We start from the raw sequence: 25,105 nt of genomic DNA, 5'->3' as shown, positions 1-25,105 counted from the left end.
CGCTAGCGCAGGATCTCGAAGCCCATGGGGGCGGTGCGGTCCAGATCGACCTCGTAGGTGTCGACGGAATCGACCTGGGCCGCCTCGGGCCCTTCGTGCAGGCGGGCCAGCATGGACTCGACCTGCGGCACCGGGCCGCGCAGCAGCGCCAGCACGCTGCCGTCGCTCTCGTTGCGGACCCAGCCGGCCAGGCCGAGCGCGCTGGCCGTCTCGCGCGTCCAGGCGCGGAACGAGACGCCCTGCACCCGCCCAAAGACCCGTGCCTTCAGGGCTTTCTCATCGCTCATCCCCGGTCCTCCTTCCCAAAGAAAAAGGGCCCCGCCGATCGCCCGGCGGGGCCCGTCATCATGCCGCTGACGCGGTCAGTCGCGGCTTTCCGGGGTCTCGACGATCATCGAGTCGTAACCCTCCTGATCGCCCGCCTGAGAGTCGAAGCTCTCCTGCGGGGCGGCCAGGGCCGCGGCCTGCTCGGCCTGCTCGCGCTTGGCCTCGATCACGACGTTGTCGCGATCGGCCGCGATCTTGCGCGCCCGGCTGGTCGCACCGCCGGTGCCGGCGGGGATCAGGCGACCGACGATCACGTTCTCCTTCAGGCCGACAAGCTTGTCGCGCTTGCCCTGCACCGAAGCCTCGGTCAGCACCCGGGTCGTCTCCTGGAAGGAGGCGGCCGAGATGAAGCTGCGGGTCTGCAGCGAGGCCTTGGTGATGCCCAGAAGGACCGGCATGCCGCTCGCGATGCGGCCTTTCTTCGCTTCGGCCTTGGCGTTGGCCTCGTCGAACTCGGCCTTGTCGACATGCTCGCCCTTGAGAAGGGTCGTCTCGCCGCTGTCGAGGATCTCGATCTTCTGCAGCATCTGGCGAACGATCACCTCGATGTGCTTGTCGTTGATCTTCACGCCCTGCAGTCGGTAGACGTCCTGAACCTCGGCGACCATGTAATCGGCCAGAGCTTCGACACCCATGATGGCGAGAATATCATGCGGCGCAGGATTGCCGTCCATGATGTAATCGCCCTTCTGCACGAAGTCGCCTTCCTGCACCGGGATATGCTTGCCCTTGGGGACCATGTACTCGACCTTGTCGCGCCCCTCTTCCGAGGGCTCGATCGCGATGCGGCGCTTGTTCTTGTAGTCCTTGCCGAAGCGCACGTAGCCGTCGATCTCGGCGATGATCGCGTGGTCCTTGGGACGGCGGGCTTCGAAGAGTTCGGCCACACGCGGCAGACCACCGGTGATGTCCTTCGTCTTCGCGCCTTCCCGCGGAATACGCGCCACCACGTCGCCGGCGGCGACGTCCTGGCCATCCTCGACCGAGAGGATCGCATCCACCGACATCTGGTAGCTGACCGGGTTGCCCGCTTCGTTGCGGACCGGCTCGCCATCCTCGCCGAGGATCAGGATCTCGGGCTTGAGCTCGTTGCCCTTGGGCACCGAACGCCAGTCCGTCACGATGCGCTGGGTCATGCCCGTCGCATCGTCCGTCTCCTCGCGCACGGCGATGCCGTTCACCAGGTCGACGAAGCGCGCCTTGCCGTCCCGCTCGGCGATGATCGGCAGGGTATAGGGATCCCATTCGAACAGCTTGTCGCCGCGCTGCACGTCCTGATCCTCGCGGACGTGGATCTTGGTGCCGTAGCCGACCTTGTGGGTGGCCCGCTCCTCGCCCTCGTCGTTGATGATGACGACCTGCATGTTCCGGCCCATGACGATCTGCTCGCCCGCCGCGTTCTCGAGAAGCTGCGGGTTCTTGAACAGGATCTTGCCGGCCTGACCGGCCTCGAGGAAGGACTGCTGGCCACCCTGCGCAACGCCGCCGATGTGGAAGGTCCGCATCGTCAGCTGGGTGCCCGGCTCGCCGATCGACTGCGCGGCGATGATGCCGACAGCCTCGCCCTGGTTGACCATGGTGCCGCGGGCAAGGTCGCGCCCGTAGCACATGGCGCAGACGCCGTCCTCGGCCTCACAGGTCAGGGGGGAACGGATGCGGACCGACTGCAGGTTCGCATTCTCGATGATGTCGGCACGCCGCTCGTCGATCAGCTCGCCATGGGCGACGATGACCTCGTCGGTGCCCGGCATCATCACGTCCTCGGCCGCGACACGGCCCAGCACGCGCTCGCCCAGCGTCGCCACCACTTCGCCGTCGTTGATGGCGTTCGAGGTGGTGATCGCCTTGTCGGTGCCGCAGTCATGCTCGCGCACGATGCAGTCCTGCGCCACGTCGACGAGACGACGGGTCAGGTAGCCCGAGTTGGCGGTCTTCAGGGCGGTATCCGACAGACCCTTCCGGGCACCGTGGGTGGAGTTGAAGTACTCCAGCACGGTCAGACCTTCCTTGAAGTTCGAGATGATCGGCGTCTCGATGATCTCGCCCGAGGGCTTGGCCATCAGGCCGCGCATCCCGCCCAGCTGCTTCATCTGGGTGACAGAGCCACGCGCACCGGAGTGCGCCATCATGTAGACGCTGTTCGGCTCCTGCTCGGACCCGTCCTCGTCGTGCTGGGTGGCCGAGATCGTGGACATCATCGCATCGGTGACGCGGTCGTTCGCCTTGGACCAGGCGTCGACGACCTTGTTGTACTTTTCGCCCTGAGTGATCAGGCCGTCCATGTACTGCTGCTCGAAGTCCTTGACCTGGTCGCGGGTCTCTTCGACCAGCGTCCACTTCGTCTCGGGGATGACCATGTCATCCTTGCCGAAGCTGATGCCGGCCTTGAAGGCTTCGCGGAAGCCCATGGTCATGATCTGGTCGCAGAAGATGACCGACTCTTTCTGGCCGCAGTAGCGGTAGACGGTGTCGATGACCTGCTGCACCTCCTTCTTACGCAGAAGGCGGTTCACCAGCTCGAAGGGAGCCTTGGCGTTCAGCGGCAGGAGCGCGCCCAGCCGCAGGCGGCCCGGCGTCGTCTCGACCCGCTCGACGACCTCGTTGCCCTCGCTGTCGATCTGCTTGATGCGCGCCGTGATCCGGGCGTGCATGTGCAGCGCGCCGGCGGTCAGCGCCTGCTCGACCTCTTCGACGGAGCCGTAGGCATTCCCCTCGCCCAGCATGCCTTCACGCATGATGGTCGTGTAGTAGAGGCCAAGGATCATGTCCTGCGACGGCACGATGATCGGCGCGCCGTTGGCGGGCGACAGCACGTTGTTCGTGGACATCATCAGGACGCGCGCCTCGAGCTGGGCTTCCAGCGAGAGGGGCACGTGAACGGCCATCTGGTCGCCGTCGAAGTCGGCGTTGAAGGCCGAGCAGACCAGCGGGTGAAGCTGGATGGCCTTGCCCTCGATCAGCTGCGGCTCGAAGGCCTGGATGCCGAGGCGGTGCAGCGTCGGGGCGCGGTTGAGCATCACGGGATGCTCGCGGATCACCTCGTCGAGGATGTCCCAGACTTCCGGACGCTCCTTCTCGACCAGCTTCTTGGCCTGCTTGACGGTGCTCGACAGACCCTTCGCCTCGAGACGCGAGTAGATGAAGGGCTTGAACAGCTCGAGCGCCATCTTCTTGGGCAAGCCGCACTGGTGCAGCTTCAGCTCGGGGCCGGTCACGATGACCGAACGGCCCGAGAAGTCGACCCGCTTGCCGAGAAGGTTCTGGCGGAAGCGGCCCTGCTTGCCCTTGAGCATGTCGGACAGCGACTTCAGCGGACGCTTGTTGGCGCCCGTGATGACTCGGCCGCGGCGACCGTTGTCGAACAGCGCGTCGACCGATTCCTGCAGCATCCGCTTTTCGTTGCGGACGATGATGTCGGGCGCGCGCAGCTCGATCAGCCGCTTGAGGCGGTTGTTCCGGTTGATCACCCGGCGATAGAGGTCGTTCAGGTCAGAGGTCGCGAAGCGGCCACCGTCCAGCGGCACCAGCGGGCGCAGCTCGGGCGGGATGACCGGAATCACGGTCATGATCATCCACTCGGGACGGTTGCCGGACTCGAGGAAGCTTTCGACGATCTTCAGACGCTTGATGATCTTCTTGGGCTTCAGCTCGCCGGTGGCCTCCTTGAGGTCGGCGCGCAGCTGGTCGGCCTCGCCCTCGAGGTCGATGGCGGCCAGCATTTCGCGGATGGCCTCGGCACCGATGTTCGCCTGGAACGCGTCGGAGCCGTACTGGTCCTGCGCGTCCATGTACTGCTCTTCGGTCATCAGCTGGCCGTAGGTCAGGTCGGTCAGGCCCGGCTCGATCACCACGTAGTTCTCGAAGTACAGGATCCGCTCCAGATCGCGCAGCGTCATGTCGAGCATGAGGCCGATCCGGCTGGGAAGCGACTTGAGGAACCAGATGTGGGCGACGGGGGCGGCAAGCTCGATATGGCCCATCCGCTCGCGGCGCACCTTTTGCAGGGTGACCTCGACGCCGCACTTCTCGCAGACGACGCCGCGATACTTCATGCGCTTGTACTTGCCGCAGAGGCACTCGTAGTCCTTGATCGGGCCGAAGATGCGCGCACAGAACAGGCCGTCACGCTCGGGCTTGAACGTGCGGTAGTTGATGGTTTCCGGCTTCTTGATCTCGCCGTAGGACCAGCTGAGGATCCGCTCCGGCGACGCCAGAGAGACCTTGATCTCGTCGAAGGCCTTCGTCGGGGTCAGCGGATTGAACGGGTTGTTCGTCAGTTCCTGGTTCATCGTGAATCCTTTGAATTCGATCGGGATGCGAAGGGCGGGTGCGCGGGGTCCGCGCACCCGACGACGGCGTGAGTCGTTATTCCTCCGCCTCCGAATCCAGGAGTTCCATGTTGAGGCCGAGGCCGCGCACTTCCTTGACGAGGACGTTGAACGATTCCGGCACACCGGCTTCGTAGTTGTCCTCGCCCTTGACGATGCTCTCGTAGACCTTGGTCCGTCCGGCCACGTCGTCCGACTTCACGGTCAGCATTTCCTGCAGCGTGTAGGCGGCGCCGTAAGCCTCGAGGGCCCAGACCTCCATCTCGCCGAAGCGCTGGCCACCGAACTGCGCCTTACCGCCCAGCGGCTGCTGGGTGACGAGGCTGTAGGGCCCGGTCGAGCGCGCGTGGATCTTGTCGTCCACGAGATGGTGCAGCTTGAGCAGGTACTTCATGCCCACGGTCACCTGCCGGCTGAACTTCTCGCCGGTGCGCCCGTCGAAGAGGTCGGACTGGCCGCTCTCGTCGAAGCCTGCCTTGCGCAGCATCTCGTTGACGTCGGGCTCCTTGGCGCCGTCGAAGACCGGCGTCGCGATCGGAACACCGCGGGTGACGGCCTCGGCGGCGTCCAGAAGACGCCCCTCGTCCATCTCGCCGATGCCCTCCTCGTAGGCCTCTTCGCCGTAGGCGATGCGCATCGCCTCGCGCACCGGGGTCAGGTCGCCGGACCGCTTGTAGTCCTGCAGCGCCTGATCGATCTGGATGCCCAGACCGCGGCTGGCCCAACCCATGTGGGTCTCGAGGATCTGCCCGACGTTCATGCGCGACGGCACACCCAGCGGGTTCAGACAGAAGTCCACGGGCGTTCCGTCAGCGAGGAACGGCATGTCCTCCTGCGGCACGACGCGGGACACGACACCCTTGTTGCCGTGACGGCCGGCCATCTTGTCGCCCGGCTGCAGCTTGCGCTTCACCGCGACGAAGACCTTGACCATCTTCATGACGCCCGGCGGCAGGTCGTCGCCACGACGGACCTTCTCGACCTTGTCCTCGAAGCGCGCATCGAGAGTCCGCTTCTGGATCTCGTACTGCTCGTTCAGGGCCTCCATGATCTTGGCGTCGTCCTCGTCCGCGAGGGCGAGCTGCCACCACTGACCGCGGCTGAGGCTTTCGAGGACCTCTTCCGTGATCTGGCTGTTCGCCTTGACGCCGCGCGGGCCCTTCACCGCCTGCTTGCCCAGGATCAGGTCCTTGAGGCGCGCATAGATGTTGCGGTCCAGGATCGCGAGCTCGTCGTCACGGTCGCGGGCGAGGCGCTCGACCTCGTCGCGCTCGATCTGCAGGGCGCGCTCGTCCTTCTCGACGCCGTGCCGGTTGAAGACCCGCACTTCGACGATGGTGCCCGCGTCGCCCGGCGGAAGCCGCAGCGAGGTATCGCGCACGTCCGAGGCCTTTTCACCGAAGATGGCGCGCAGAAGCTTTTCTTCCGGCGTCATCGGGCTTTCGCCCTTGGGGGTGATCTTGCCCACGAGGATATCGCCCGGCCCGACCTCGGCGCCGATGTAGACGATGCCGGCCTCGTCGAGGTTGCGCAGGGCTTCCTCGCCGACGTTCGGGATATCGCGCGTGATCTCCTCCGGTCCGAGCTTGGTGTCACGGGCCGCGACCTCGAACTCCTCGATGTGGATCGAGGTGTAGACGTCGTCCTTCACGATCCGCTCGGAGATGAGGATGGAGTCCTCGTAGTTGTAGCCGTTCCACGGCATGAAGGCGACGATGACGTTCTTGCCGAGCGCCAGTTCCCCCATGTCGGTGGAGGGGCCGTCGGCGATCACCTCGTTCTTCACGACCGTATCGCCCACCTTCACCAGCGGACGCTGGTTGATGCAGGTGTTCTGGTTCGACCGCTGGAACTTGCGCATCCGGTAGATGTCGACGCCGGGATCACCGACCTCGAGATCCTCGGTGGCACGCACGACGATCCGCTCGGCATCGATCTGGTCGATGATGCCGGCGCGGCGCGCCATGACGGAGGCGCCGGAATCCTCGGCGACCTTCGCTTCCATGCCGGTGCCGACGAGCGGCGCCTCGGCCTGAAGAAGCGGCACGGCCTGACGCTGCATGTTCGAGCCCATGAGGGCGCGGTTGGCGTCGTCGTTCTCGAGGAACGGGATCAGCGCCGCGGCCACGGAGACCAGCTGCTTGGGCGAGACGTCGATCAGATCGACGCTTTCGATCGGGGCGAGCGTGTAGTCGCCCTTCTGCCGGGTGTTCACCATCTCGTTGGTGAACTTGCCGTTCTCGTCCAGCGTCGCGTTCGCCTGGGCGACCGTGTGCCGCATCTCTTCGGTGGCGGACATGTAGTGGACTTCATCGGTCACCTGCCCGTCCGTCACGACGCGGTAGGGGGTCTCGATGAAGCCGTACTTGTTCACCCGCGCGAAGGTCGCGAGGCTGTTGATCAGGCCGATGTTCGGGCCTTCCGGCGTTTCGATCGGGCACATGCGGCCGTAGTGCGTCGGGTGCACGTCGCGCACCTCGAAGCCGGCGCGCTCGCGCGTCAGACCGCCCGGGCCAAGCGCCGAGAGACGACGCTTGTGCGTCACCTCGGACAGCGGGTTGGTCTGGTCCATGAACTGCGACAGCTGCGAGGAGCCGAAGAATTCACGCACCGCCGCCGCCGCGGGCTTCGCGTTGATCAGGTCCTGCGGCATGACCGTGTCGATCTCGACCGAGGACATGCGCTCCTTGATGGCGCGCTCCATCCGCAGCAGGCCGACGCGGTACTGGTTTTCCATCAGCTCGCCGACGGACCGGACCCGGCGGTTGCCGAGGTGGTCGATGTCGTCGATCTCGCCCTTGCCATCACGCAGCTCGACCAGAGCCTTGATGCAGGAGATGATGTCTTCCTTGCGCAGCGTGCGCTGCGTGTCCTCGGCGTCGAGGTCGAGACGCATGTTCATCTTGACCCGGCCCACGGCCGACAGGTCGTAGCGCTCGGCGTCGAAGAACAGGCTGTCGAAGAGGTTGCTGGCGGCATCGACGGTCGGCGGCTCGCCCGGCCGCATCACCTTGTAGATCTCCATCAGCGCGGACTCGCGGTTCCACGCCTTGTTGTCGGCGATCACGGTGTTGCGGATGTAGGGACCGACGTTGATGTTGTCGATGTCGAGGACCGGGATCTCGGTCACGCCGGCATCCATCAGCTCGACGACGGTGCCGCCGGTGATCTCGCCTTCCTTGTTCCGCTCGATCGTCAGCTCGTCACCGGCCTCGACGTAGATCGCGCCGGTGTCCTCGTTGATGATGTCGCGGGCGACGAACTTGCCGGCGATCTGCTCGAAGGGCACCATCAGGTGGGTGATCTTGCCCTCGTCGATCATCTTCTTGACCGCGCGCGGGGTGACCTTCTCGCCGGCCTTAGCGATGACTTCGCCGGTGTCGGCGTCGATCAGGTCATGCTGCGGCCGGGTGCCGCGCACGCGCTCGGGGAAGAACCGGGTCTTCCAGCCGTTGTCGGCCTTCTCGTAGCTGTAGTCGACCGTGTCGTAGTAGGCATTCATGATGCCTTCCTGATCGAGACCCAGCGCATAGAGCAGGTTCGTCACCGGCAGCTTCCGGCGGCGGTCGATGCGCGCGAAGACGAGGTCCTTGGCGTCGAACTCGAAGTCCAGCCAGGAGCCGCGGTAGGGAATGATCCGGCAGGCGAACAGCAGCTTGCCCGAGCTGTGCGTCTTGCCCTTGTCGTGGTCGAAGAACACGCCGGGGCTGCGGTGCATCTGGGAGACGATGACCCGCTCGGTGCCGTTGACGATGAAGGTGCCGTTCGGCGTCATCAGGGGCATGTCGCCCATGAAGACGTCCTGCTCCTTGATGTCCTTGACCGAGCGCGCGCCGGTATCCTCGTCGGTATCGAAGACGATCAGGCGCAGGGTGACCTTCAGCGGGGCGCTGTAGGTCATGTCGCGCTGCATGCACTCTTCGACGTCGTACTTCGGCCGCTCGAGCTCGTAGCGGACGAACTCGAGGGTCGCGTTCTCGTTGAAGTCCTTGATCGGGAAGACCGACTGGAACGTCCCCTTCAGGCCCTCGCCGTCGGTCGGCTGCTCGCCGTCGCCCGAGCGCAGGAAGAGATCGTAGGAGGCTTTCTGAACCTCGATGAGGTTCGGCATCTCAAGCACTTCACGGATCTTGCCGTAGTACTTGCGCAGGCGTTTGTGGCCGCGGAACGATTGAGCCATGTGGATGTTCACCTTTCCGGTCTGTCGCAGGCAGCGGGCCGTCGGGGTACGGCGCGCCGCCTTGGCGAACGGGGAAGTCCAGTCCATTCTTGCCCCTCGTCCCACCGAGAGGCACCCGACCGGAAAACCTGCCCGAGACGGGGGCATCGCAATGCCCCCTTCCAAGACGGGTTCGGTCGGGCCCGCTGATACGCGGACCCGACCCTGTCATGCAAGCTCCGCGCGAAGGCGGAAGGCAAGAGCCTTAGGCCAGTTCGACCTTGGCGCCAGCGGCTTCGAGCTTGGTCTTGATTTCTTCGGCTTCGTCCTTGGACGCGCCTTCCTTGACCTTGCCGCCGGCCTCGACCAGCTCCTTGGCTTCTTTGAGGCCCAAGCCGGTGATGCCGCGGACTTCTTTGATCACGTTGATCTTCTGAGCGCCGGCGTCCTTCAGGACGACGTCGAACTCGGTCTGCTCTTCGGCAGCCTCGGCGTCGCCACCGGCCGGGCCGGCCATCATGACGGCGCCGCCGGCGGCGGGCTCGATGCCGTACTCATCCTTGAGGATGGTCTTCAGTTCCTGCGCCTCGAGGAGGGTCAGGCCAACGATTTGTTCGGCGAGTGCTTTGAGATCGGCCATTTTCATGTTTCCGTTCGTTGATGTGTATTCTCACGCCGGGGCTTTCAAGCCCCGGAAGCGGTCAGGTGCCTTACGCAGCCTTCTCTTCGATGGTGGAGAGAATGCTCGCGATGTTCGAAGCAGGCGCGCCAATGGCCCCGGCGATGTTCGACGCGGGCGCACCGATGCAGCCGACGATGGAAGCGATAAGCTCCTCGCGCGACGGCATGGCGGCCACGGCTTTCACACCGGCCGGATCCAGAGCCGAGTCGCCCATCGCACCGCCAAGAACAACGAGCTTCTCGTTCTTCTTGGCGTAGTCGTCGACCACCTTCGCCGCAGCGACGGGGTCTTCCGAATAGGACAACACGGTCATGCCCGTGAGGTAGTTGGCGATGCTGGCGCAAGGCTTTCCCTCGAGGGCGATCTTGGCGAGCTTGTTCTTGGCAACGCGCACGGATCCGCCTGCTTCACGCATTTGCGCGCGCAGATCCTGCATTTCGGCGACCGTCATGCCTTCGTAGTGGGCAACCACCACGACGCCAGAGCTTTCGAAGATCTGGCCGAGTTCATCGACCACTTTCTCTTTCTGGGCTCTATCCACGGTTTACTCCAAGTTTGGGGTTTCCCCCGGCTCACATATGGCCCCCGAAGGGGCCGTTCGGGTCCGTATCAGGGTCCCGAGGGTCAGATCGCCCGAAGGACCGGCTTGCACCGATCGAACGGAATCCGTCTCGTTCCCCATCTCAGGAAGGACTTGCGGGGCCTGGGCCCCTGCCCTCCGTCTCGGACAGGACGGGTTTCCCCGCCACTCGCCCCGGCGAACCGGAGCGAATTTCGTGGGGCGGGCCATGGGGCCCGCCCCGAATTCATCAGGCCGCGGCGTTGCCGGCGGCAGAGGCCACGTCGACGCTGACGCCCGGGCCCATGGTCGAGCTGACGGAGACCTTCTTCATGTAGGTCCCCTTGGCGCCCGTGGGCTTCGCGCGGCTCACCGCCTCGACGAAGGCACGGATGTTCTCTTCGAGCTTGGCGGCATCGAAGGAGGCCTTGCCGACACCGGCGTGGATCACGCCGGCTTTCTCGACGCGGAACTGCACCTGGCCGCCCTTGGCGTCCTTGACAGCCTGCGCGACGTCCATCGTCACCGTGCCGACACGCGGGTTCGGCATCAGGTTGCGCGGGCCGAGGATTTTACCCAGCCGGCCGACGACCGACATCATGTCGGGGGTCGCGATGCAGCGATCGAAGTCGATCGTGCCGCCCTGGATGGTTTCCATCAGGTCCTCGGCGCCGACGATGTCGGCCCCGGCGGCCTTCGCCTCATCGGCCTTCTCGCCACGAGCGAAGACGGCCACGCGGGTCGTCTTGCCGGTGCCGTTGGGCAGCGTGACCGAGCCGCGGACCATCTGGTCGGCGTGGCGCGGATCGACGCCCAGGTTCAGCGCGACCTCGATGGTCTCGTCGAACTTGGCCTTGGCGTTGGACTTGATCAGGGCAACGGCTTCGGACAGGTCGAGATTGTCCTTGCCGGCCACGGCTTCGCGCTGAGCGCGCGTACGCTTTCCGAGCTTGGCCATGATTTACCCTTTCACCTCGATACCGATCGAGCGGGCCGATCCGATCACGGTCTGCATCGCGCCCTCGACGGAGGTCGCGTTCAGATCCTTCATCTTCGACTCGGCGATCTCGCGCACCTGCGCCAGCGTCACCGTGCCGGCGGTCGACTTGCCCGGGGCTTCCGAACCGCGGGGGCGGTTACGCTTGCCCTGCGGCTTCAGGCCAGCGGCCTTCTTCAGATAGAACGACGCCGGCGGCGTCTTGATTTCCATCGTGAAGGACTTGTCCTGATAGTAGGTGATCACGGTGGGGCAAGGGGCGCCCTGCTCCATCTCCTGCGTGCGGGCGTTGAACGCCTTGCAGAATTCCATGATGTTGATGCCGCGCTGACCCAGTGCAGGACCGACCGGCGGCGAGGGGTTCGCCGCGCCGGCCTTGATCTGCAGTTTCAGCGTGCCCATGACCTTCTTTGCCATGTCGCCGTCTCCTGTCTTGCGGGGACCTGCCCCGCCTTACGCCAACACCGGAAGCGGCGCGCCGCCCCGGCCCTTCGTCGCGTGGTCCGGCGTGGCGGCCGCGGCCACCCTGCCTCCCACGAACCCGCCCCGGAGAACCGGGCCGGGCCGCACCTCAGGCCTGCTTGGAGACCTGGGTGAATTCCAGCTCGACCGGGGTCGCCCGGCCGAAGATCGAGACCGTCACCTTGAGGCGCTGGTTGTCCTCGTCGACTTCCTCGACCATGCCGTCGAAATCCTCGAACGGCCCGTCGTTGACCTTGACCCGCTCGCCGATGTCGAAGTGGATCAGGACCTTCGGCGTTTCCTGACCTTCCTCGACGCGGCCGAGGATCGACTTCACCTCGGCGTCGCGCATCGGCATCGGGCGGCCCTGCGGGCCGAGGAACCCGGTGACGCGGTTGATCGAGGTGATCAGGTGATAGCCCTCGTCCGACATCTCCATGTGCACCAGCACGTAGCCGGGCATGAAGCGCCGCTCGGTCGTCACCTTCTTGCCGCGACGGACCTCAATGACCTCTTCGGTCGGGACCAGAACCTCGTCGATCTGATCCTCGAGCCCCTGCTCGCCAACCTTGGCGCGGATCTGCTCGGCGATCTTCTTCTCGAAGTTCGAGAGGACCGAGACCGAGTACCAGCGTGCAGCCATGGTGTCGTTAACCTTCGTCAGCAGTAGACCCGGTGGGGGCCTGTCATTCCATTCGCGCGGGAACCGCGCCTTCCGGGAAAAGCGAAGCGGCGCACCGATTCGGGCCGCCGCCTGCATTGCCTGGGTAGATCGCTGCCTCCTATAGCGCCAGCGCCGCGGGCGCAAGGCCCCCGGGCAGCGCAAGGCGCAGGCCCGGTCAGCTTCCGAAGGTCTCGAGAACCGCGGTCAGCCCGGTGCGGATGCCAAGATCCACCAGCGAGAAGAAGATCGCGGCGATCGTCGCCAGCAGAAAGACCATGATCGTGGTCAGCACCACCTCGCGCCGGGTCGGCCAGACGACCTTGGCGATCTCGGCTCGGGTCTGCTGGATGAACTGGACGGGATTGGCCATGAAGCCCCTCGTGGCGATGTCGCGGGTCGCCCGCACATACGGCGGGCGAGGCCGCTGTTCAAGGCCTCAGACCAGTTGCGTCGCCTGGTAGACGGCCAGCGTGCAGATCAGCACCCCGACGAGGACCATGAGGGCGCGTGGCTGGATCACCCGGACCACCACGCCGGCAAGGGGCGCGGCGGCCAGCCCGCCAAGGATCAGCCCCGCCACCGCCCAGGCGTGACGGTCCAGGCCGGTGCCGTCCCAGTGTCCGGTCACGATCGCCAGCAGGAAGGTGATCGACACGGCGACCGTGAGCACGAACTCGGCCGTGTTGACCGTGCCGATCACCTCGCGCGGGGCGCCGCCCGCGCCGATCAGCCCGGTCGTCACCACCGGCCCCCAACCGCCGCCGCCCACGGCGTCGACGAAGCCGCCCGCCCCGCCCAGCACCGCGACGAGGGGCGCGCGGGGTTCGACCCTGCGCCGGAGGGGGCGCCAGGCCCGCCACAGGATATAAAGACCCATGATGCCGAGATAGGCGGTGATCCAGGGCCGCAGCACACTGCCGTCGAAGCTGGTCAGAACGTAGGTCCCGGCCACGCCGCAAATCACGCCGATGGGCATCAGCTGAAGCAGCAGCCGCCAGTTGACGTTCCGGTTCCAGATATGGCTGCCGGCAGAGGCGCCGGTGGTGAAGACCTCAGCCGCATGGGTGCTGGCAGAGGCGACGGCCGGCGGCACGCCAAAGGACAGCAGGACCGAGGAGGACACGACGCCGTAGGCCATGCCGAGGGCGCCGTCGACGATCTGCGCGAGAAAGCCGACAAGGATGAAAAGCAGAAAACCGTCAGGCATGACAGCCTCCGAGAAGCACGGCGCGAGGCGGCCGCGCTATTACCTATAAACCCGGTAGGAAATACAGGTTAGAGAAATCGCGTGGACCAGCTACTGGCGCGACCGGGACGCCTGCGCCACGGGCAATCGCCTGTTTAACGAGCGAAAGAGGTTCGGGGCTGGCCCGCTGCCTCGCCCAGCGACATGCCTTCCAGAAGCAGCGCGGTGGTGCTGCGGACGGCCTCGAGGATCGGGCGGATGGCGCAGGTCTCGAGCGACTCGCAATCGGCGCAGCGCCCCGGCGCGGTCTGGCTGGCGCAGGGCGCGAGCGCCAGAGGCCCCTCGACCGCCCGCAGCACGTCGGCAAAGGAGATGCGCGCCGCCGCGCGCGCCAGGGCATAGCCGCCCGAGGGGCCGCGCCGCGCCGTCAGCAGGCCCTGTACCTTCAGCTGCGCCAGGATCTGTTCAAGGAACTTGCGGGGGATCGCCTCGGCCTCGGCGATCTCGGCAACGGTCGCCGGCCCGCCCTTGCGGGCGAGGTGGATCGTGGCATGAAGCGCGTAGCGGGCTTTCTGGGACAGCATCACCGGCGTCCGTGACGCCCGCATCGTGCGGCCGTATTCAGGTGAGTGGCCTGGCAGGGGCAGGGGGACTCGAACCCACGACCCTCGGTTTTGGAGACCGATGCTCTACCAACTGAGCTATACCCCTAGGCCGAGGCACCGCTTAAGGCCAATCGCCGGCGGGATCAAGCACTCCTGCGCCCAAATGGGGCGCCGCCGGGGCAGAGCGCCGCGTCAGGCGAGGCACGGCGGAACAGCGCCCGCTCCGCCGCGTTCCTGCACTGACATTCAATTCGAAAAGGAGGCGCATCATGGCCCTCAATAGCCTCAAAGACGTCTATCTCGATCAGATGCAGGACTGCTACAGCGCGCTGAGCCAGTCTCTGCAGGCCACCACCGACCTCGGCCGCGCCGCCAAGGACAAGGATCTGTCCGAGGCGCTGATCGCCGGCTCGAACGGGATCTCGCAGGGCATGGACAAGATCGCCAGCCTCTGCAGCGACCACGGCGTCGATCCCAACGGCGAGAAGTGCAAGGGAATGGAGGGTCTTGTGAAAGAGGCCTACGCCCATGGTATCGAATCGGACTTCGGCGATGACGACGCGCGCGATGCGATGATCATCACGCAGTACCAGCGCATGTGCCATTACGCGATCGCGGCCTACGGCTGCCTGCGCGCCTTTGCCAACCGTCTCGACCTCGACGGCGATGCGGATGTGCTGCAGCAGTGCCTCGACCAGACCTACGAAGGTGATCGCCACATGACCGCGATCGCCCGCGGCCACGTCAACGCCGACGCGGTCTGATCCAGACCTCTCGTACGGCCCGAAGCGGCGCCCCTTAGCGGGGGCGCCGTTTTGTTTTGCGGTGGACGTGAATGACGCCCGTCGCCAGCAACAGCCCGACGAGAAGGCCCGAGAGCACGCCGAGGCCGAGGGTGAAGACCCAGAAGGCATGGGGCCAGTCGGTGCCGGGCATGCCGCCGATATTGATGCCCATCAGCCCCGTCAAAAAGCCCAGCGGCAGGAAGACCGCCGAAAGCACCGAGAGGATGTAGAGGTTCCGGTTCAGCCGGGCATCCGACAGGCTTTCGTTCTCGTCCTTGAGCACCACCAGACGCTCCCGCAGGCTCTCGATCAGCTCCACGTGGCGGCGCAGGTTGTCCTCGGCTTCCTGCAGTTCGAGCCGGTCGTCCTCCGACAACAGCGGCCCCGGCAGCGTGGTAAGCCGCGCCACCGCATCCCGCTGCGGCACGAGAAAGCGGCGAAAATCCACGACGGCGGCGCGGGCATCGGTGATCCGCGGCCCGAGGTCGCGCGCCTGCTCGCGCAGCAGGCGGTCCTCCATCGTGTCGCCCTCGTCGTCCATCGTCAGAACCTCGGCGCCGATCCGGTCCGTCAGCCCCTCGACCAGCAGTGCCAGGAAACGGCCCGCCGTCTGGGGGCCGGTGCCGGCGTCGCAGTCCGCGCGCATCGCCTCGACGCTGCGCAGCGGCCTGCGCGAGAGCGTGACGATGCGGGCCGGGTCGACCCAGAGACGCAGGCTGATCATGTCCTCGGGATCGGCCCCGGGATTGAGATTCACGCCGCGCAGGTTCAGCAGAACACCATCGGCGAAGGCGGCCATGCGCGGGCGGGTCTCGCCGGCGCTCAGCGCGTCGCGCACGGCCTCGGGCAGGTAGGGCAGCGTCTCGTCGATCCAGTCGGCGCTGCGCGGGTCGTCCGCCTGCAGGTGCACCCAGGCGCAGTCGCTGGCCTGCAGCGCCCCCGCGATCTTGTCGGCCGGCAGGGGGCCCTGCCCCTCCGCCCCGTTCAGCCTGACGGCGAAATGGATGAAATCGGTCATCGGCCTGATCTAGCCCCCCTGCCCGGCACAGCCAAGCGCCGCCCGGACACGAAAAAGGGCCACCCCAACGGGCGGCCCTTCAAGATGGACAGGAGAGCGCGGCCTTGGCCGCGCCCTACCGGTTCATCACTCGATGATCTTGGCGACGACGCCGGCGCCGACGGTGCGGCCGCCTTCACGGATGGCGAAGCGCAGGCCGTCTTCCATCGCGATCGGGGCGATCAGCTCGACGTTGAACTTCAGGTTGTCGCCGGGCATCACCATCTCGGTGCCCTCGGGCAGGACCACCGTGCCGGTCACGTCCGTCGTGCGGAAGTAGAACTGCGGGCGGTAGTTCGCGAAGAACGGCGTGTGACGGCCGCCTTCTTCCTTGGTCAGGATGTAGGCCTCGGCCTCGAACTTGGTGTGCGGCTTGACCGAGCCGGGCTTGCACAGCACCTGGCCGCGCTCGACGCCCTCACGGTCGACACCGCGCAGCAGCGCGCCGATGTTGTCGCCGGCTTCACCGCGGTCCAGCAGCTTGCGGAACATCTCGACGCCCGTGCAGGTCGTCTTCTTGGTGTCGCGGATGCCGACGATCTCGATCTCGTCGCCGACGTTGATGACACCGCGCTCGACGCGGCCGGTCACGACGGTGCCGCGGCCGGAGATCGAGAAGACGTCCTCGATCGGCATCAGGAAGGGCTGGTCGACGGGACGCGCCGGGGTCGGGATGTACTCGTCCACGGCATCCATCAGCGCCTTGATCGACTTCTCGCCGATCTCCTCGTCGCGGCCCTCGAGGGCGGCCAGGGCCGAACCCTTGACGATCGGGATGTCGTCGCCCGGGTAGTCGTAGGAGCTCAGCAGCTCGCGGACTTCCATCTCGACGAGCTCCAGCAGCTCCTCGTCATCCACCTGGTCGACCTTGTTGAGGTAGACGACCATGTAGGGGATGCCGACCTGACGGCCGAGCAGGATGTGCTCGCGCGTCTGCGGCATCGGGCCGTCGGCGGCGTTCACGACCAGGATCGCGCCGTCCATCTGGGCGGCACCGGTGATCATGTTCTTCACGTAGTCGGCGTGGCCGGGGCAGTCGACGTGGGCATAGTGCCGGCTGCCGGTCTCGTACTCGACGTGGGCGGTCGAGATGGTGATCCCGCGCGCCTTTTCCTCGGGGGCCGCATCGATCTGGTCGTAGGCCTGGAAGTCGCCGAAGTACTTCGTGATGGCGGCAGTCAGGGTGGTCTTGCCGTGATCGACGTGACCGATGGTCCCGATGTTCACGTGCGGTTTGTTGCGTTCGAATTTTGCCTTGGCCATATCGGCGTCGCGCCTCGCAGGTTGGGGGGCCTTCGGCCCGGATCTACGTCGCGGGCGGATGTATTGACCGCCGCGCGGGAAATCAAGCGGTCTGCTGCGGCAGGACGGGCCGCCTTGCCCTCGCCTGCCGCAGGACCGGCGAGGGTGGACAGCAGCGGGGCCTCGTCTAAAGTGCGGCCGAGGCGATTGTCATTTCGGCAAAAGCCGTCGCCACCGGCCCGCGCTGCGGATCCGGCACCCAAGCTGGAAGGGGGCATCTGCACCTATGGACGGGATCTACTGCGGGCCGCCGCCCGACCCGGCAGCGCTCTGGTCCAGCTGGAACCTCGACCCCGTGCTGCTGCTGGCCCTGGCAGGTCTGACAGTGCTCGTCCGGCACCGGCCGGCGGGGCTGGTGGCGGTGGCGGTGCTGATCCTCGCCTTCGTCTCGCCGCTCTGCGCGCTGTCCTCGGCGCTGTTCTCGGCCCGCGTCGTGCATCACGTGCTGCTGGTCGCCGGGGCGGCGCCGCTGCTGGCGCTGGCGTGGCCGGCACGGGGCGCCCCCGCCCTCGCCCTGCCCTTCGCCGTCTCGACGCTGATTCTCTGGGCCTGGCATCACCCGGCGGCCTACGACCTCGCGCTGTCGAACGTCGCCGTCTACTGGGCGATGCAGCTGACGCTGTTGGGCAGCGCGGTCTGGTTCTGGCGCGCCGTGCTGGCCGAGGGGGCCGCGCCCGTGGACCGGCTGGTGATCGTCGTCGCGAGCTTTGCCCAGATGGGAATGCTGGGCGCCCTGCTGACCTTCGCGCCCGCGCCGCTTTACGCCGCCCATGCGGTCGCGCCGCTGGCCTGGGGCCTGGCGCCGCTGCAGGACCAGCAACTGGGCGGGCTGATCATGTGGGTGCCGGCGGGTCTTCCCTATGCCGCCGCGGCCATCCTGCTGGCGCGGCGCGGCTGGACACGGCTGGCGGGGGGTGCAGCGTGATCGACTGGATCGTTGCGACCGTTCCGATCTTCAAGGCCGTCCATATCGCGGGGCTGCTGATCTGGTGCGGCGGGCTGCTGGTGCTGCCCTTGATGCTGGCGCGGCACGGCCCGTCGATCATGGCGGACGACTACCGGCTGATCCGCCGCGCGAGCCACGTGACCTATACCAACGTCGTCACCCCCGCCGCGGTCATCGCCGTCATCGCCGGCACATGGCTGATCTTCCTTCGGCAGGTCTTCGAGCCCTGGCTCTTCGCCAAGCTGGCCTTCGTCGCGCTGCTGGTCGTGGTGCACGCCTGGATCGGCCATATCCTGGTCAAGGTCGCCGAGATCCCCGAGGAGCACAAACCGCCGCATCCGGCGCTGCCGATCACCGCGGCGCTGATCGCCATGGTCTCGATCCTCGCCTTCGTGCTGGCCAAGCCCGACCTCGGCTGGATCACCTTCCCCGATTGGCTGCTGGAGCCGCGCGGCGGTCAGTTGCCCTTCGCCGTCCCCAGTCGGTAATCGAAGACGAGCTTGCCCCCGTGCCATCCCGTGAACCCCACAACGCCCACGCAGAGCGCCGAGAGCAGGATGCCGTAGGGCAGCACCGCCTCTTCGTAGCCGTAGAGGCGCAGGCCCCAGTTGCAGCCCAGCAAGGCCAGCAGAGTGACCGCGATGACGAAATGCGTCCAGGCCGGGGCCCGCGCGCGGATGCCCGGCACGAGGAGGAGTTCGGCCGTGCCGGAAAAGCCCGCGAGCATCCCGAAGAGGAACCCGGTGCCCGCCGCCCAGAGCGCGGCGCGCGCCCAGAAGGCATCGCCGCTCCACCAGTACAGGGCATCGGCGCCCAGCGCGCAGAAGGTCAGCGCGACGGGGAAGGCGACGCTCATCGCGTGGATCGGGTGGCCCAGCACGGCGATGCGCGATTCGGTCTCGTCGAAGCCCGGCTCTTCGCTGATCGGATCGACAAGCTCGTGATCGCCGTGGTCGGTCTGCTCCATCGTCATGGTCCTGCCCTCCGTCCGGGCCTGGCTGCCCTGCTGCTTCTTACCGCAACCGCCGGCTGCGAGGGAGCGCTTTCTACCGTCGATCCCGCTGGCCCGGCCGCGCGGACCATCGCCACGCTCTGGTGGGTGATGCTCGCCGGCGCGGCGGCGATCTTCGCGCTGGTCATGGTGCTGCTCGCCCTGCCCTTCCTGCGCCGCGGCAAGGATGCCCCCGAGGCGCGCGGCATCAAGGTCTGGATCATCGGCCTGGGCCTGGCCTTCCCGATGGCAGTTCTGGCGGCGCTGCTGGCCTATGGCCTGACCGTCGGCGAACGCCTCCTTCCGCGCGCCGAGGACGGCGCCATCAGGGTTGAGGCCGAGGGGCGCCAGTCCGGCTGGACCTTCCGCTACGCCGATCAGCCGGGCCGCAGCACCTCGGGCGTGCTGCATATCCCCGCCGGGCGCCCCGTCGACGTCGACATCACCACGGGCGATGTCATCCACAGCTTCTGGGTGCCGCGCCTCGCCGGAAAGCTCGACGCGATCCCCGGCTACGTGAACACCCTGCGGATCGAGGCCGACGCCCCCGGCGACTATGCCGGCGTCAGCGCCGAGTTCAGCGGCATCGGCTACGCCGGCCTCACCTTTACCGTCACCGCCCATGACGAGGCCGGCTGGCAGGCCTTCCTTGGAGACGATCCGCAATGAACGCACTGCAGCGTCACCGCAGGCTGACGACGATCTGGGCCTCGGACCCCGGGCTGCGGGGCTGGTTCACCACCGTGAACCATACCGACCTTGGCCGGATGTTCCTGATGGCCTCGTTCTTCTTCTTCATCGTCGCGGGCATCCTCGCGATGCTGATCCGCGCGCAGCTGGCCACGCCGCATTCCGCCTTCGCGGGGCCGGAGATCTACAACCAGATCTTCACCATGCACGGCGTCATCATGATGTTCCTCTTCGCCATCCCCACCTTCGAGGGGCTGGTGGTCTACCTGCTGCCGAAGATCCTCGGGACGCGCGACCTCGCCTTCCCGCGCCTCACCGCCTACGGCTTCTGGTGCTACATCTTCGGCGGCACGATGATGCTGGTCTCGATGCTGCTGGGGATCGCGCCGGACGGCGGCTGGTTCATGTATCCGCCGCTGACCGGCCCGCTCTACTCGCCCGGCATCAACACCGACTTCTGGCTGATCGGCATCACCTTCGTGGAAATTTCGGCCATCGCCGCGGCGGTCGAAATCACCGTCTCGATCCTGAAGTACCGCGCGCCCGGCATGTCGCTGGACAAGATGCCGATCTTCGCCTGGTACGCGCTGGTCACGGCGTTGATGATCCTGACGGGCTTTCCGCCTCTGATCCTCGGCTCCGTCCTGCTGGAGGTGGAGCGCGCCTTCGGCTTCCCCTTCTTCCAGGCCGACCTCGGCGGCGACAGCCTGCTGTGGCAGCACCTCTTCTGGCTCTTCGGGCATCCGGAGGTCTACATCATCTTCCTGCCGGCGGCGGGCGTGATCTCGACCGTTCTGCCGGTGATGTGCCGCACGACGCTGCTCGGCTACGGCTGGATCGTGGCGGCGGCGGTGGCCCTGGCGTTCCTGTCCTTCGGGCTCTGGGTGCACCACATGTTCACCACCGGCATCCCGCACATGGGCCTCGCCTTCTTCTCGGCCGCCTCGACGCTGGTGGCGGTGCCGACGGGGGTGCAGATCTTCGCCTGGATCGGCACCATGTGGCGCGGCCGGCCCGAGCTGAGGATGCCGATGCTGCACCTGCTGGGCTTCTTCGTCACCTTCGTGATCGGCGGGCTCACCGGCGTCATGGTCGCCGTCGTGCCCTTCGACTGGCAGGCGCATGACACCGCCTTCATCACGGCGCATCTGCACTACGTGCTTTTCGGCGGCTTCGTCTTCCCGGTGCTGGCGGGCCTTTACTACTGGATGCCGCATGTCACGGGGCGCAAACGCTTCTTCCGGCTGGGAGAGTTCGCCTTCGGCATGATCTTCGTCGGCTTCCACGTGACCTTCCTCGCGATGCACTGGGTCGGCCTTCTGGGCCAGCGCCGCCGCATCCCGACCTACGCGCCGGAGGACGGCTGGACCGCGGTCAACCTGATCTCCTCTGTGGGCAGCTTCGTGATGGCGATCGGCATCGCGATGGTGCTGATCGACGTCATCCTGAATGTGGTCACGGCGGTGCGCGGCACGCGCAATCCCTGGGGTGCAGGCACGCTGGAATGGGCGATGATCCAGCCCGCCCCGGCCTACAACTTCGCCAGCCTGCCCCATGTGACCGAGCGCGATCCGCTTTACGGCACGCCGGACATGGCCCTGCGTCTGGCCAGGGGCGAGGGCTACCTCGGCGAGCCCCGCCGGGACTGGCGCGAGACGGTGACCGTCGACATCGCCAGCGGCAGGCCCGATTTCCACGTCATCTACCCCGCCAACACGCGGCTGCCGATCGTCATGTCGGCGGTGACGGGGCTGTTCTTCCTGTCGCTCCTGCTCAAGGCCTACTGGATCACGCCCTTCGCCATGGCAGGCGTCGCAGTGCTGGCCTGGCGCTGGGTCTGGAGCCTTGGGCGCAAGGAGGACATCGGCCCGCAGGCTATCGGGCAGGACATCACCGTGCCGCATGCGGCGCAGGTCGCCCGCGCGCCGGGATGGTGGGGGTCGGTCTTCCTGCTGACGGCGAATGCCACCTTCTTCGGCTCGCTCCTCTTCGGCTTCGCCTTTCTCTGGACCGTCGCGCCGGGCTGGCCGCCGACCGAATGGCTGCCCGCCTCGCTTTGGGAGCTGGGGCTTGGGCTGCTGGGCGCCGCCCTCGCCCCTGCGGCGATGCACGGGGCGTCGCGCGCCCTGCGGCGCGGCGGCCGGCCAAGGCTGGGCCTCGCGCTGGCTTTCGGCGGCACCGGCATGCTCGCGGTCTCGGTCGGCGCGATGATGCTGCACACGCCGCCGCCGGTGGAGCACGCCTACAACGCGACGCTCTTCGTGCTGGGCGGCTACGCAATGTTTCACGTGACGCTCGGCGCGCTGATGATCGGCTTTCTCGCCGCGCGGGTGCGGCGCGGCTATGCCTCGGCGGCGCGGCAGTCGGAGTTTCCGATCGTCACGCTCTGGATCGACTACCTCGCGGCCGTCGGCGCGCTGGCGCTGCTGGCCGGGCACCTGCCGGGGCTTCTGGCATGAGGGACGTGATCCGCATCCTGATCGCCCCGCTGGTCTGGCTGGCCGCCTTCAGCGCGGTGTACGGGCTGCACGGGCTGATCTGCGGGCATGGGATCACCGGCACGGCGCTGGGGCTGCCCCTGCCCCGGCTGCTCTTGCTGGCGGCCTATGCGCTGGCGATTCTGCTGCAACTCGCGCTGCTCGCGGCGCTCTATCACCCAAGGGTCTCCGCGACCGAGGGGTTCACCCGCTTCGTCAGCCGCGCCACCGGCTGGGCCGGGCTGGTGGCGGCGGTCTGGACGCTGCTGCCGGTCGCGGTGACCAGCTACTGCGGCTGAAGCCTCAGCGCCACTTGGCCATCGGCGGCAGGCTCATCAGTACCGCATCGGGGTCATGACCGGTGGCCAGCCCGAACTTGGTGCCCCGGTCGTAGACGAGGTTGTATTCGGCATAGAGCCCCCGGTGGATCAGCTGCGCCTCCTTCTCGGCCTCGCCCCAGTCCATGCCGCGCCGCCGCTCGATCAGCGGCAGGTAGGCGGGCAAAAAGGCGCGACCGATGTCCTGCGTCAGGGCGAAATCCTCGGCCCAGTCGCCGGTGCAGTGATCGTCCATGAAGACGCCGCCGACCCCCCGCGCCCGCCCGCGATGCGGGATGAAGAAATACTCGTCCGCCCAGTCCTTGAGCCGGGGGTAATGCCCCTCGCCATGCGGATCGAGATGCCGCTTCAGCTCGGCATGGAAGTGCGCGGTATCCTCCTCGTAGGGCAGGCAGGGGTTCAGGTCGGCGCCGCCGCCGAACCACCAGGCGGCGGGGGTCCAGAACATCCGCGTGTTCATGTGCACCGCCGGCACATGCGGGTTCTGCATATGCGCCACGAGGCTGATGCCGCTGGCCCAGAAGCGCGGATCTTCCTCGACCCCCGGCACGCCGCGCGCCGCCATCGAGGCGATGGCCCGCTCGCCCAGTTTGCCGTGCACGGTCGAGACGTTGACGCCGACCTTCTCGAAGACCCGGCCGCCGCGCATGATGCAGGCAAGGCCGCCGCCGGCGTCCTCTCCGTCCGTGCCGGTGCGGCGGGTGGGCGTGCGCTCGAAGCGGCCGGCGGGGCGCTCGGCGCCGGGGCCGCTGTGCTGGCTGTCCTCGACCGCCTCGAAGGCTGTGGTGATCTCGTCGCGCAGGTGGCCGAACCACTCTGCCGCGGTCTGCTTCTCGGTCTCCATCGCGCCGCTGTGCATGATACCGACCCCGTGCTATTGAATATCTGCGCGATCTAGCATCGCTTGGACTCTCCCGCCACATCCGCTGCCCGGAGTCCGCCGATGCGCCTCGTCGCCCTCATCCCCCTTGCCGCGCTGCCGCTGCTGGCCGCCTGCGCCACGCCGCAGGACAGCTGCATCTCCTCGGTCACGCGGCAGGGCCGCGTCCTCGAATCGCTGGTCAACGAGACGCGCGGCAACCTCGCCCGCGGCTATGCCATCGACGAGCGGCAGGAGGTGCGCAACCAGCGCCGTCTCTGCCGCGCCCGCAACAGCGAGGGAGAGATCGTCAGCGGCTTCTGCAACCGCCCCGTCGTCACCACCCGGCGCGAGGCCGAGGCGATCAACCTCGAGGAGGAGCGCGCCGTTCTCGAGCAGCTCCTGCTGCGCCAGGAGCAGCAGCGTGCCGCCGAGGCCGCGGCGATCGCGCAATGCCGTGCCCGCTACCCGCAGGCGTGAGGCAGGAAAAAGGGCGGCCCCTTGCGGTGGCCGCCCCGACACTCGTTAAGACTAACTCTCGGGATCAGGCGGCGCGGCGCCGCGCGACAAATCCCGCAAGACCCAGACCGGCCAGAAGCAGCGGCAGAGAGGCCGGCAGCGGCACCGGCGAGGCTTCGGGCAAATCGCCCTCGAAGGGCTGCAGATGCACCTGCCCGCCCAGCTGGGCCGAGGCCGCGAAGATCGAGCCTTCGATCGCCGTGTTGTTCTTCAGCACCGCCTTGGGCGCGAGGATGGAGCCGATCATCTGGCGCTGCAGATCGACGGTCACGGCCTCGTAGAAGTTCCAGATGATGCGCTTGCCGTTTGGGGGCAGCAGGCCATTGATGTTGTCGTTGATGGTCACGTTGGTGCCGCCGACGTTCATCACCAGCGTGTCGGTCGCGCCGAGCGCCAGCTGCATCTGCCCGATGTGCCCACCGAGATCCGCGATGTCGAAATTCGCCACGCTCAGCCCGCCGCCGGTCGCGGTCAGGTTGAAGGTATTGCCGCCGCCGGTGATGGTGGGGGTGATCGTGCCGTCGAGATCCGACAGATCACCCGACAGGCAGGTCAGCGTGGCCGCGACGTCCTGCGGGAAGAGGTCGGCGAAGCCGGCGGTGCCGGCAAGGCCCTGGCTCACGCGGACGCCGGGCTGACCGGGGCGGGCGCGGTTGTTGATGAGCGTCGCGGGCGAGAGGGCGCCGCCGATCAGCACCTCCGCCGTATTGGCATCGGCGAACTGCAGCTCCCTGTTAGCGACATTGCCGCCAATCACCATGGTCGTGCCGCCGGTGCCGATGCGGGCGGGACCTCCGGTCACGTCACCGACGACAGTCAGCGCGGCGTAGTCCGACGCCGGCAGTTTGCCGGGCCTGCCGTCAGGGAGGGCGGGAGGATTTGCGAAATCCGCCTTGCCGCTGGTGGTGGTCAGGTTGCCGCCGACATAGGCGCGACCGTAGTTATCATGGTTGGCATCCAGATCGCCCGTGGTGATGATGCTGAACTGGTTAAGCAGCTCTGCCCCGCTGAGGGTGGCGGCACAGGCCGCCTGTCCGGCAAGACCGACGCCTGCGGCGGCAATGGCAAAGAGGTAATGCTTCATGGCTAAGGACTTCCAACTAGGGCCGCCACATGCGGCACCCTTGCCTTATGTCCGCCATATTATCGGCACAAGCTTACCCTGGGTAAAG

Annotated in this window: 23 protein-coding genes and 1 tRNA gene; 7 read left to right on the top strand and 17 right to left on the bottom strand. The window is 66.9% G+C overall.

Features of this window, described 5'->3' with window-relative positions:
- Window positions 1–2 precede the first annotated feature (2 nt).
- From DFP88_RS08870 to DFP88_RS08815, 12 genes are all read right to left on the bottom strand, one after another.
- Window positions 3–287 carry an acylphosphatase gene (locus tag DFP88_RS08870; RefSeq protein ID WP_110814056.1) on the bottom strand — a complete coding sequence of 95 codons (285 nt, stop codon included), beginning with the start codon at window positions 285–287 and terminating at the stop codon, window positions 3–5.
- 75 nt (window positions 288–362) lie between these two features.
- On the bottom strand, window positions 363–4,616 hold the full coding sequence (rpoC, locus tag DFP88_RS08865; protein WP_110814055.1) for a DNA-directed RNA polymerase subunit beta': 4,254 nt from the start codon (window positions 4,614–4,616) through the stop codon (window positions 363–365).
- Between the two features lie 76 nt (window positions 4,617–4,692).
- Complete coding sequence (rpoB, locus tag DFP88_RS08860) at window positions 4,693–8,835, bottom strand: DNA-directed RNA polymerase subunit beta (protein WP_110814054.1); 4,143 nt, start codon at window positions 8,833–8,835, stop codon at window positions 4,693–4,695.
- A 244-nt stretch (window positions 8,836–9,079) separates the two neighbouring features.
- Window positions 9,080–9,454: a 50S ribosomal protein L7/L12 gene (gene rplL / locus DFP88_RS08855; RefSeq protein WP_110814053.1), complete on the bottom strand. Its 375-nt coding sequence runs from the start codon at window positions 9,452–9,454 to the stop codon at window positions 9,080–9,082.
- A 70-nt stretch (window positions 9,455–9,524) separates the two neighbouring features.
- A complete protein-coding gene (gene rplJ, locus DFP88_RS08850; protein ID WP_110814052.1) occupies window positions 9,525–10,037 on the bottom strand; it encodes a 50S ribosomal protein L10 in 513 nt (170 codons plus the stop codon).
- A gap of 268 nt (window positions 10,038–10,305) precedes the next feature.
- Window positions 10,306–11,013, bottom strand: coding sequence for a 50S ribosomal protein L1 (rplA, locus tag DFP88_RS08845; RefSeq protein WP_110814051.1), 708 nt, complete (start codon window positions 11,011–11,013; stop codon window positions 10,306–10,308).
- Window positions 11,014–11,016: 3 nt separating this feature from the next.
- Window positions 11,017–11,469 (bottom strand): 50S ribosomal protein L11, encoded by a 453-nt coding sequence (gene rplK, locus DFP88_RS08840; RefSeq protein WP_110814050.1) that lies wholly within the window; start codon window positions 11,467–11,469, stop codon window positions 11,017–11,019.
- Window positions 11,470–11,623: 154 nt separating this feature from the next.
- A complete protein-coding gene (nusG, locus tag DFP88_RS08835) occupies window positions 11,624–12,157 on the bottom strand; it encodes a transcription termination/antitermination protein NusG (protein WP_110814049.1) in 534 nt (177 codons plus the stop codon).
- A 196-nt stretch (window positions 12,158–12,353) separates the two neighbouring features.
- Window positions 12,354–12,548 carry a preprotein translocase subunit SecE gene (gene secE / locus DFP88_RS08830; RefSeq protein ID WP_110814048.1) on the bottom strand — a complete coding sequence of 65 codons (195 nt, stop codon included), beginning with the start codon at window positions 12,546–12,548 and terminating at the stop codon, window positions 12,354–12,356.
- A gap of 66 nt (window positions 12,549–12,614) precedes the next feature.
- Window positions 12,615–13,385 (bottom strand): sulfite exporter TauE/SafE family protein, encoded by a 771-nt coding sequence (locus DFP88_RS08825; RefSeq protein WP_110814047.1) that lies wholly within the window; start codon window positions 13,383–13,385, stop codon window positions 12,615–12,617.
- A gap of 134 nt (window positions 13,386–13,519) precedes the next feature.
- Window positions 13,520–13,948: an RrF2 family transcriptional regulator gene (locus DFP88_RS08820; protein ID WP_110814046.1), complete on the bottom strand. Its 429-nt coding sequence runs from the start codon at window positions 13,946–13,948 to the stop codon at window positions 13,520–13,522.
- Between the two features lie 51 nt (window positions 13,949–13,999).
- Window positions 14,000–14,075, bottom strand: a tRNA-Trp gene (locus tag DFP88_RS08815).
- Window positions 14,076–14,238: 163 nt separating this feature from the next.
- Between DFP88_RS08815 and DFP88_RS08810 the strand changes: the two genes are divergently transcribed.
- The gene (locus DFP88_RS08810; RefSeq protein ID WP_110814045.1) at window positions 14,239–14,733 is read left to right on the top strand and encodes a ferritin-like domain-containing protein; all 495 of its coding nucleotides are present in this window, start codon (window positions 14,239–14,241) and stop codon (window positions 14,731–14,733) included.
- Window positions 14,734–14,767: 34 nt separating this feature from the next.
- On the opposite strand, the gene DFP88_RS08805 is transcribed toward DFP88_RS08810, so the two are convergent.
- Entirely contained in the window at window positions 14,768–15,772 is a 1,005-nt protein-coding gene (locus DFP88_RS08805) for a zinc transporter ZntB (RefSeq protein ID WP_110814044.1), read from the bottom strand.
- Between the two features lie 126 nt (window positions 15,773–15,898).
- Window positions 15,899–17,074 (bottom strand): elongation factor Tu, encoded by a 1,176-nt coding sequence (tuf, locus tag DFP88_RS08800; RefSeq protein ID WP_110814043.1) that lies wholly within the window; start codon window positions 17,072–17,074, stop codon window positions 15,899–15,901.
- 265 nt (window positions 17,075–17,339) lie between these two features.
- On the opposite strand from tuf, the gene DFP88_RS08795 reads away from it, so the two are divergent.
- Together DFP88_RS08795 and DFP88_RS08790 are read left to right on the top strand one after the other, a co-directional pair.
- Window positions 17,340–18,038, top strand: coding sequence for a cytochrome c oxidase assembly protein (locus DFP88_RS08795; protein WP_110814042.1), 699 nt, complete (start codon window positions 17,340–17,342; stop codon window positions 18,036–18,038).
- Complete coding sequence (locus DFP88_RS08790) at window positions 18,035–18,547, top strand: CopD family protein (RefSeq protein ID WP_110814041.1); 513 nt, start codon at window positions 18,035–18,037, stop codon at window positions 18,545–18,547. The genes DFP88_RS08795 and DFP88_RS08790 overlap by 4 nt, the downstream gene beginning before the upstream one ends.
- On the opposite strand, the gene DFP88_RS08785 is transcribed toward DFP88_RS08790, so the two are convergent.
- Window positions 18,517–19,026 carry a DUF2231 domain-containing protein gene (locus DFP88_RS08785; RefSeq protein WP_425450816.1) on the bottom strand — a complete coding sequence of 170 codons (510 nt, stop codon included), beginning with the start codon at window positions 19,024–19,026 and terminating at the stop codon, window positions 18,517–18,519. The two genes, DFP88_RS08790 and DFP88_RS08785, sit on opposite strands and share 31 nt — an antisense overlap.
- On the opposite strand from DFP88_RS08785, the gene DFP88_RS08780 reads away from it, so the two are divergent.
- From DFP88_RS08780 to DFP88_RS08770, 3 genes are read left to right on the top strand one after another with little or no spacing between them, the layout of a single operon-like run.
- Window positions 19,009–19,719 carry a cytochrome c oxidase subunit II gene (locus DFP88_RS08780; protein WP_342767703.1) on the top strand — a complete coding sequence of 237 codons (711 nt, stop codon included), beginning with the start codon at window positions 19,009–19,011 and terminating at the stop codon, window positions 19,717–19,719. The two genes, DFP88_RS08785 and DFP88_RS08780, sit on opposite strands and share 18 nt — an antisense overlap.
- The gene (ctaD, locus tag DFP88_RS08775) at window positions 19,716–22,199 is read left to right on the top strand and encodes a cytochrome c oxidase subunit I (RefSeq protein WP_110814038.1); all 2,484 of its coding nucleotides are present in this window, start codon (window positions 19,716–19,718) and stop codon (window positions 22,197–22,199) included. The genes DFP88_RS08780 and ctaD overlap by 4 nt, the downstream gene beginning before the upstream one ends.
- Window positions 22,196–22,516, top strand: coding sequence for a hypothetical protein (locus DFP88_RS08770; protein WP_110814037.1), 321 nt, complete (start codon window positions 22,196–22,198; stop codon window positions 22,514–22,516). Before ctaD ends, DFP88_RS08770 begins: the two co-directional genes overlap by 4 nt.
- 4 nt (window positions 22,517–22,520) lie before the next feature.
- Here the strand turns inward: DFP88_RS08770 and hemF are convergent, their stop codons facing one another.
- On the bottom strand, window positions 22,521–23,414 hold the full coding sequence (hemF, locus tag DFP88_RS08765) for an oxygen-dependent coproporphyrinogen oxidase (protein ID WP_110814036.1): 894 nt from the start codon (window positions 23,412–23,414) through the stop codon (window positions 22,521–22,523).
- An 84-nt stretch (window positions 23,415–23,498) separates the two neighbouring features.
- On the opposite strand from hemF, the gene DFP88_RS08760 reads away from it, so the two are divergent.
- Window positions 23,499–23,894 carry a hypothetical protein gene (locus tag DFP88_RS08760; protein ID WP_110814035.1) on the top strand — a complete coding sequence of 132 codons (396 nt, stop codon included), beginning with the start codon at window positions 23,499–23,501 and terminating at the stop codon, window positions 23,892–23,894.
- Between the two features lie 64 nt (window positions 23,895–23,958).
- Here DFP88_RS08760 and DFP88_RS17325 read toward each other — a convergent pair whose 3' ends face one another.
- Window positions 23,959–25,017, bottom strand: coding sequence for a choice-of-anchor A family protein (locus tag DFP88_RS17325; RefSeq protein WP_110814034.1), 1,059 nt, complete (start codon window positions 25,015–25,017; stop codon window positions 23,959–23,961).
- Between the last annotated feature and the right edge of the window lie 88 nt (window positions 25,018–25,105).

Origin of the sequence: Pseudoroseicyclus aestuarii (assembly GCF_003217255.1) — a bacterium.
GTDB classification, from domain to species: Bacteria; Pseudomonadota; Alphaproteobacteria; order Rhodobacterales; family Rhodobacteraceae; genus Pseudoroseicyclus; species Pseudoroseicyclus aestuarii.
This window is presented reverse-complemented; position numbering and strand designations above follow the sequence as displayed.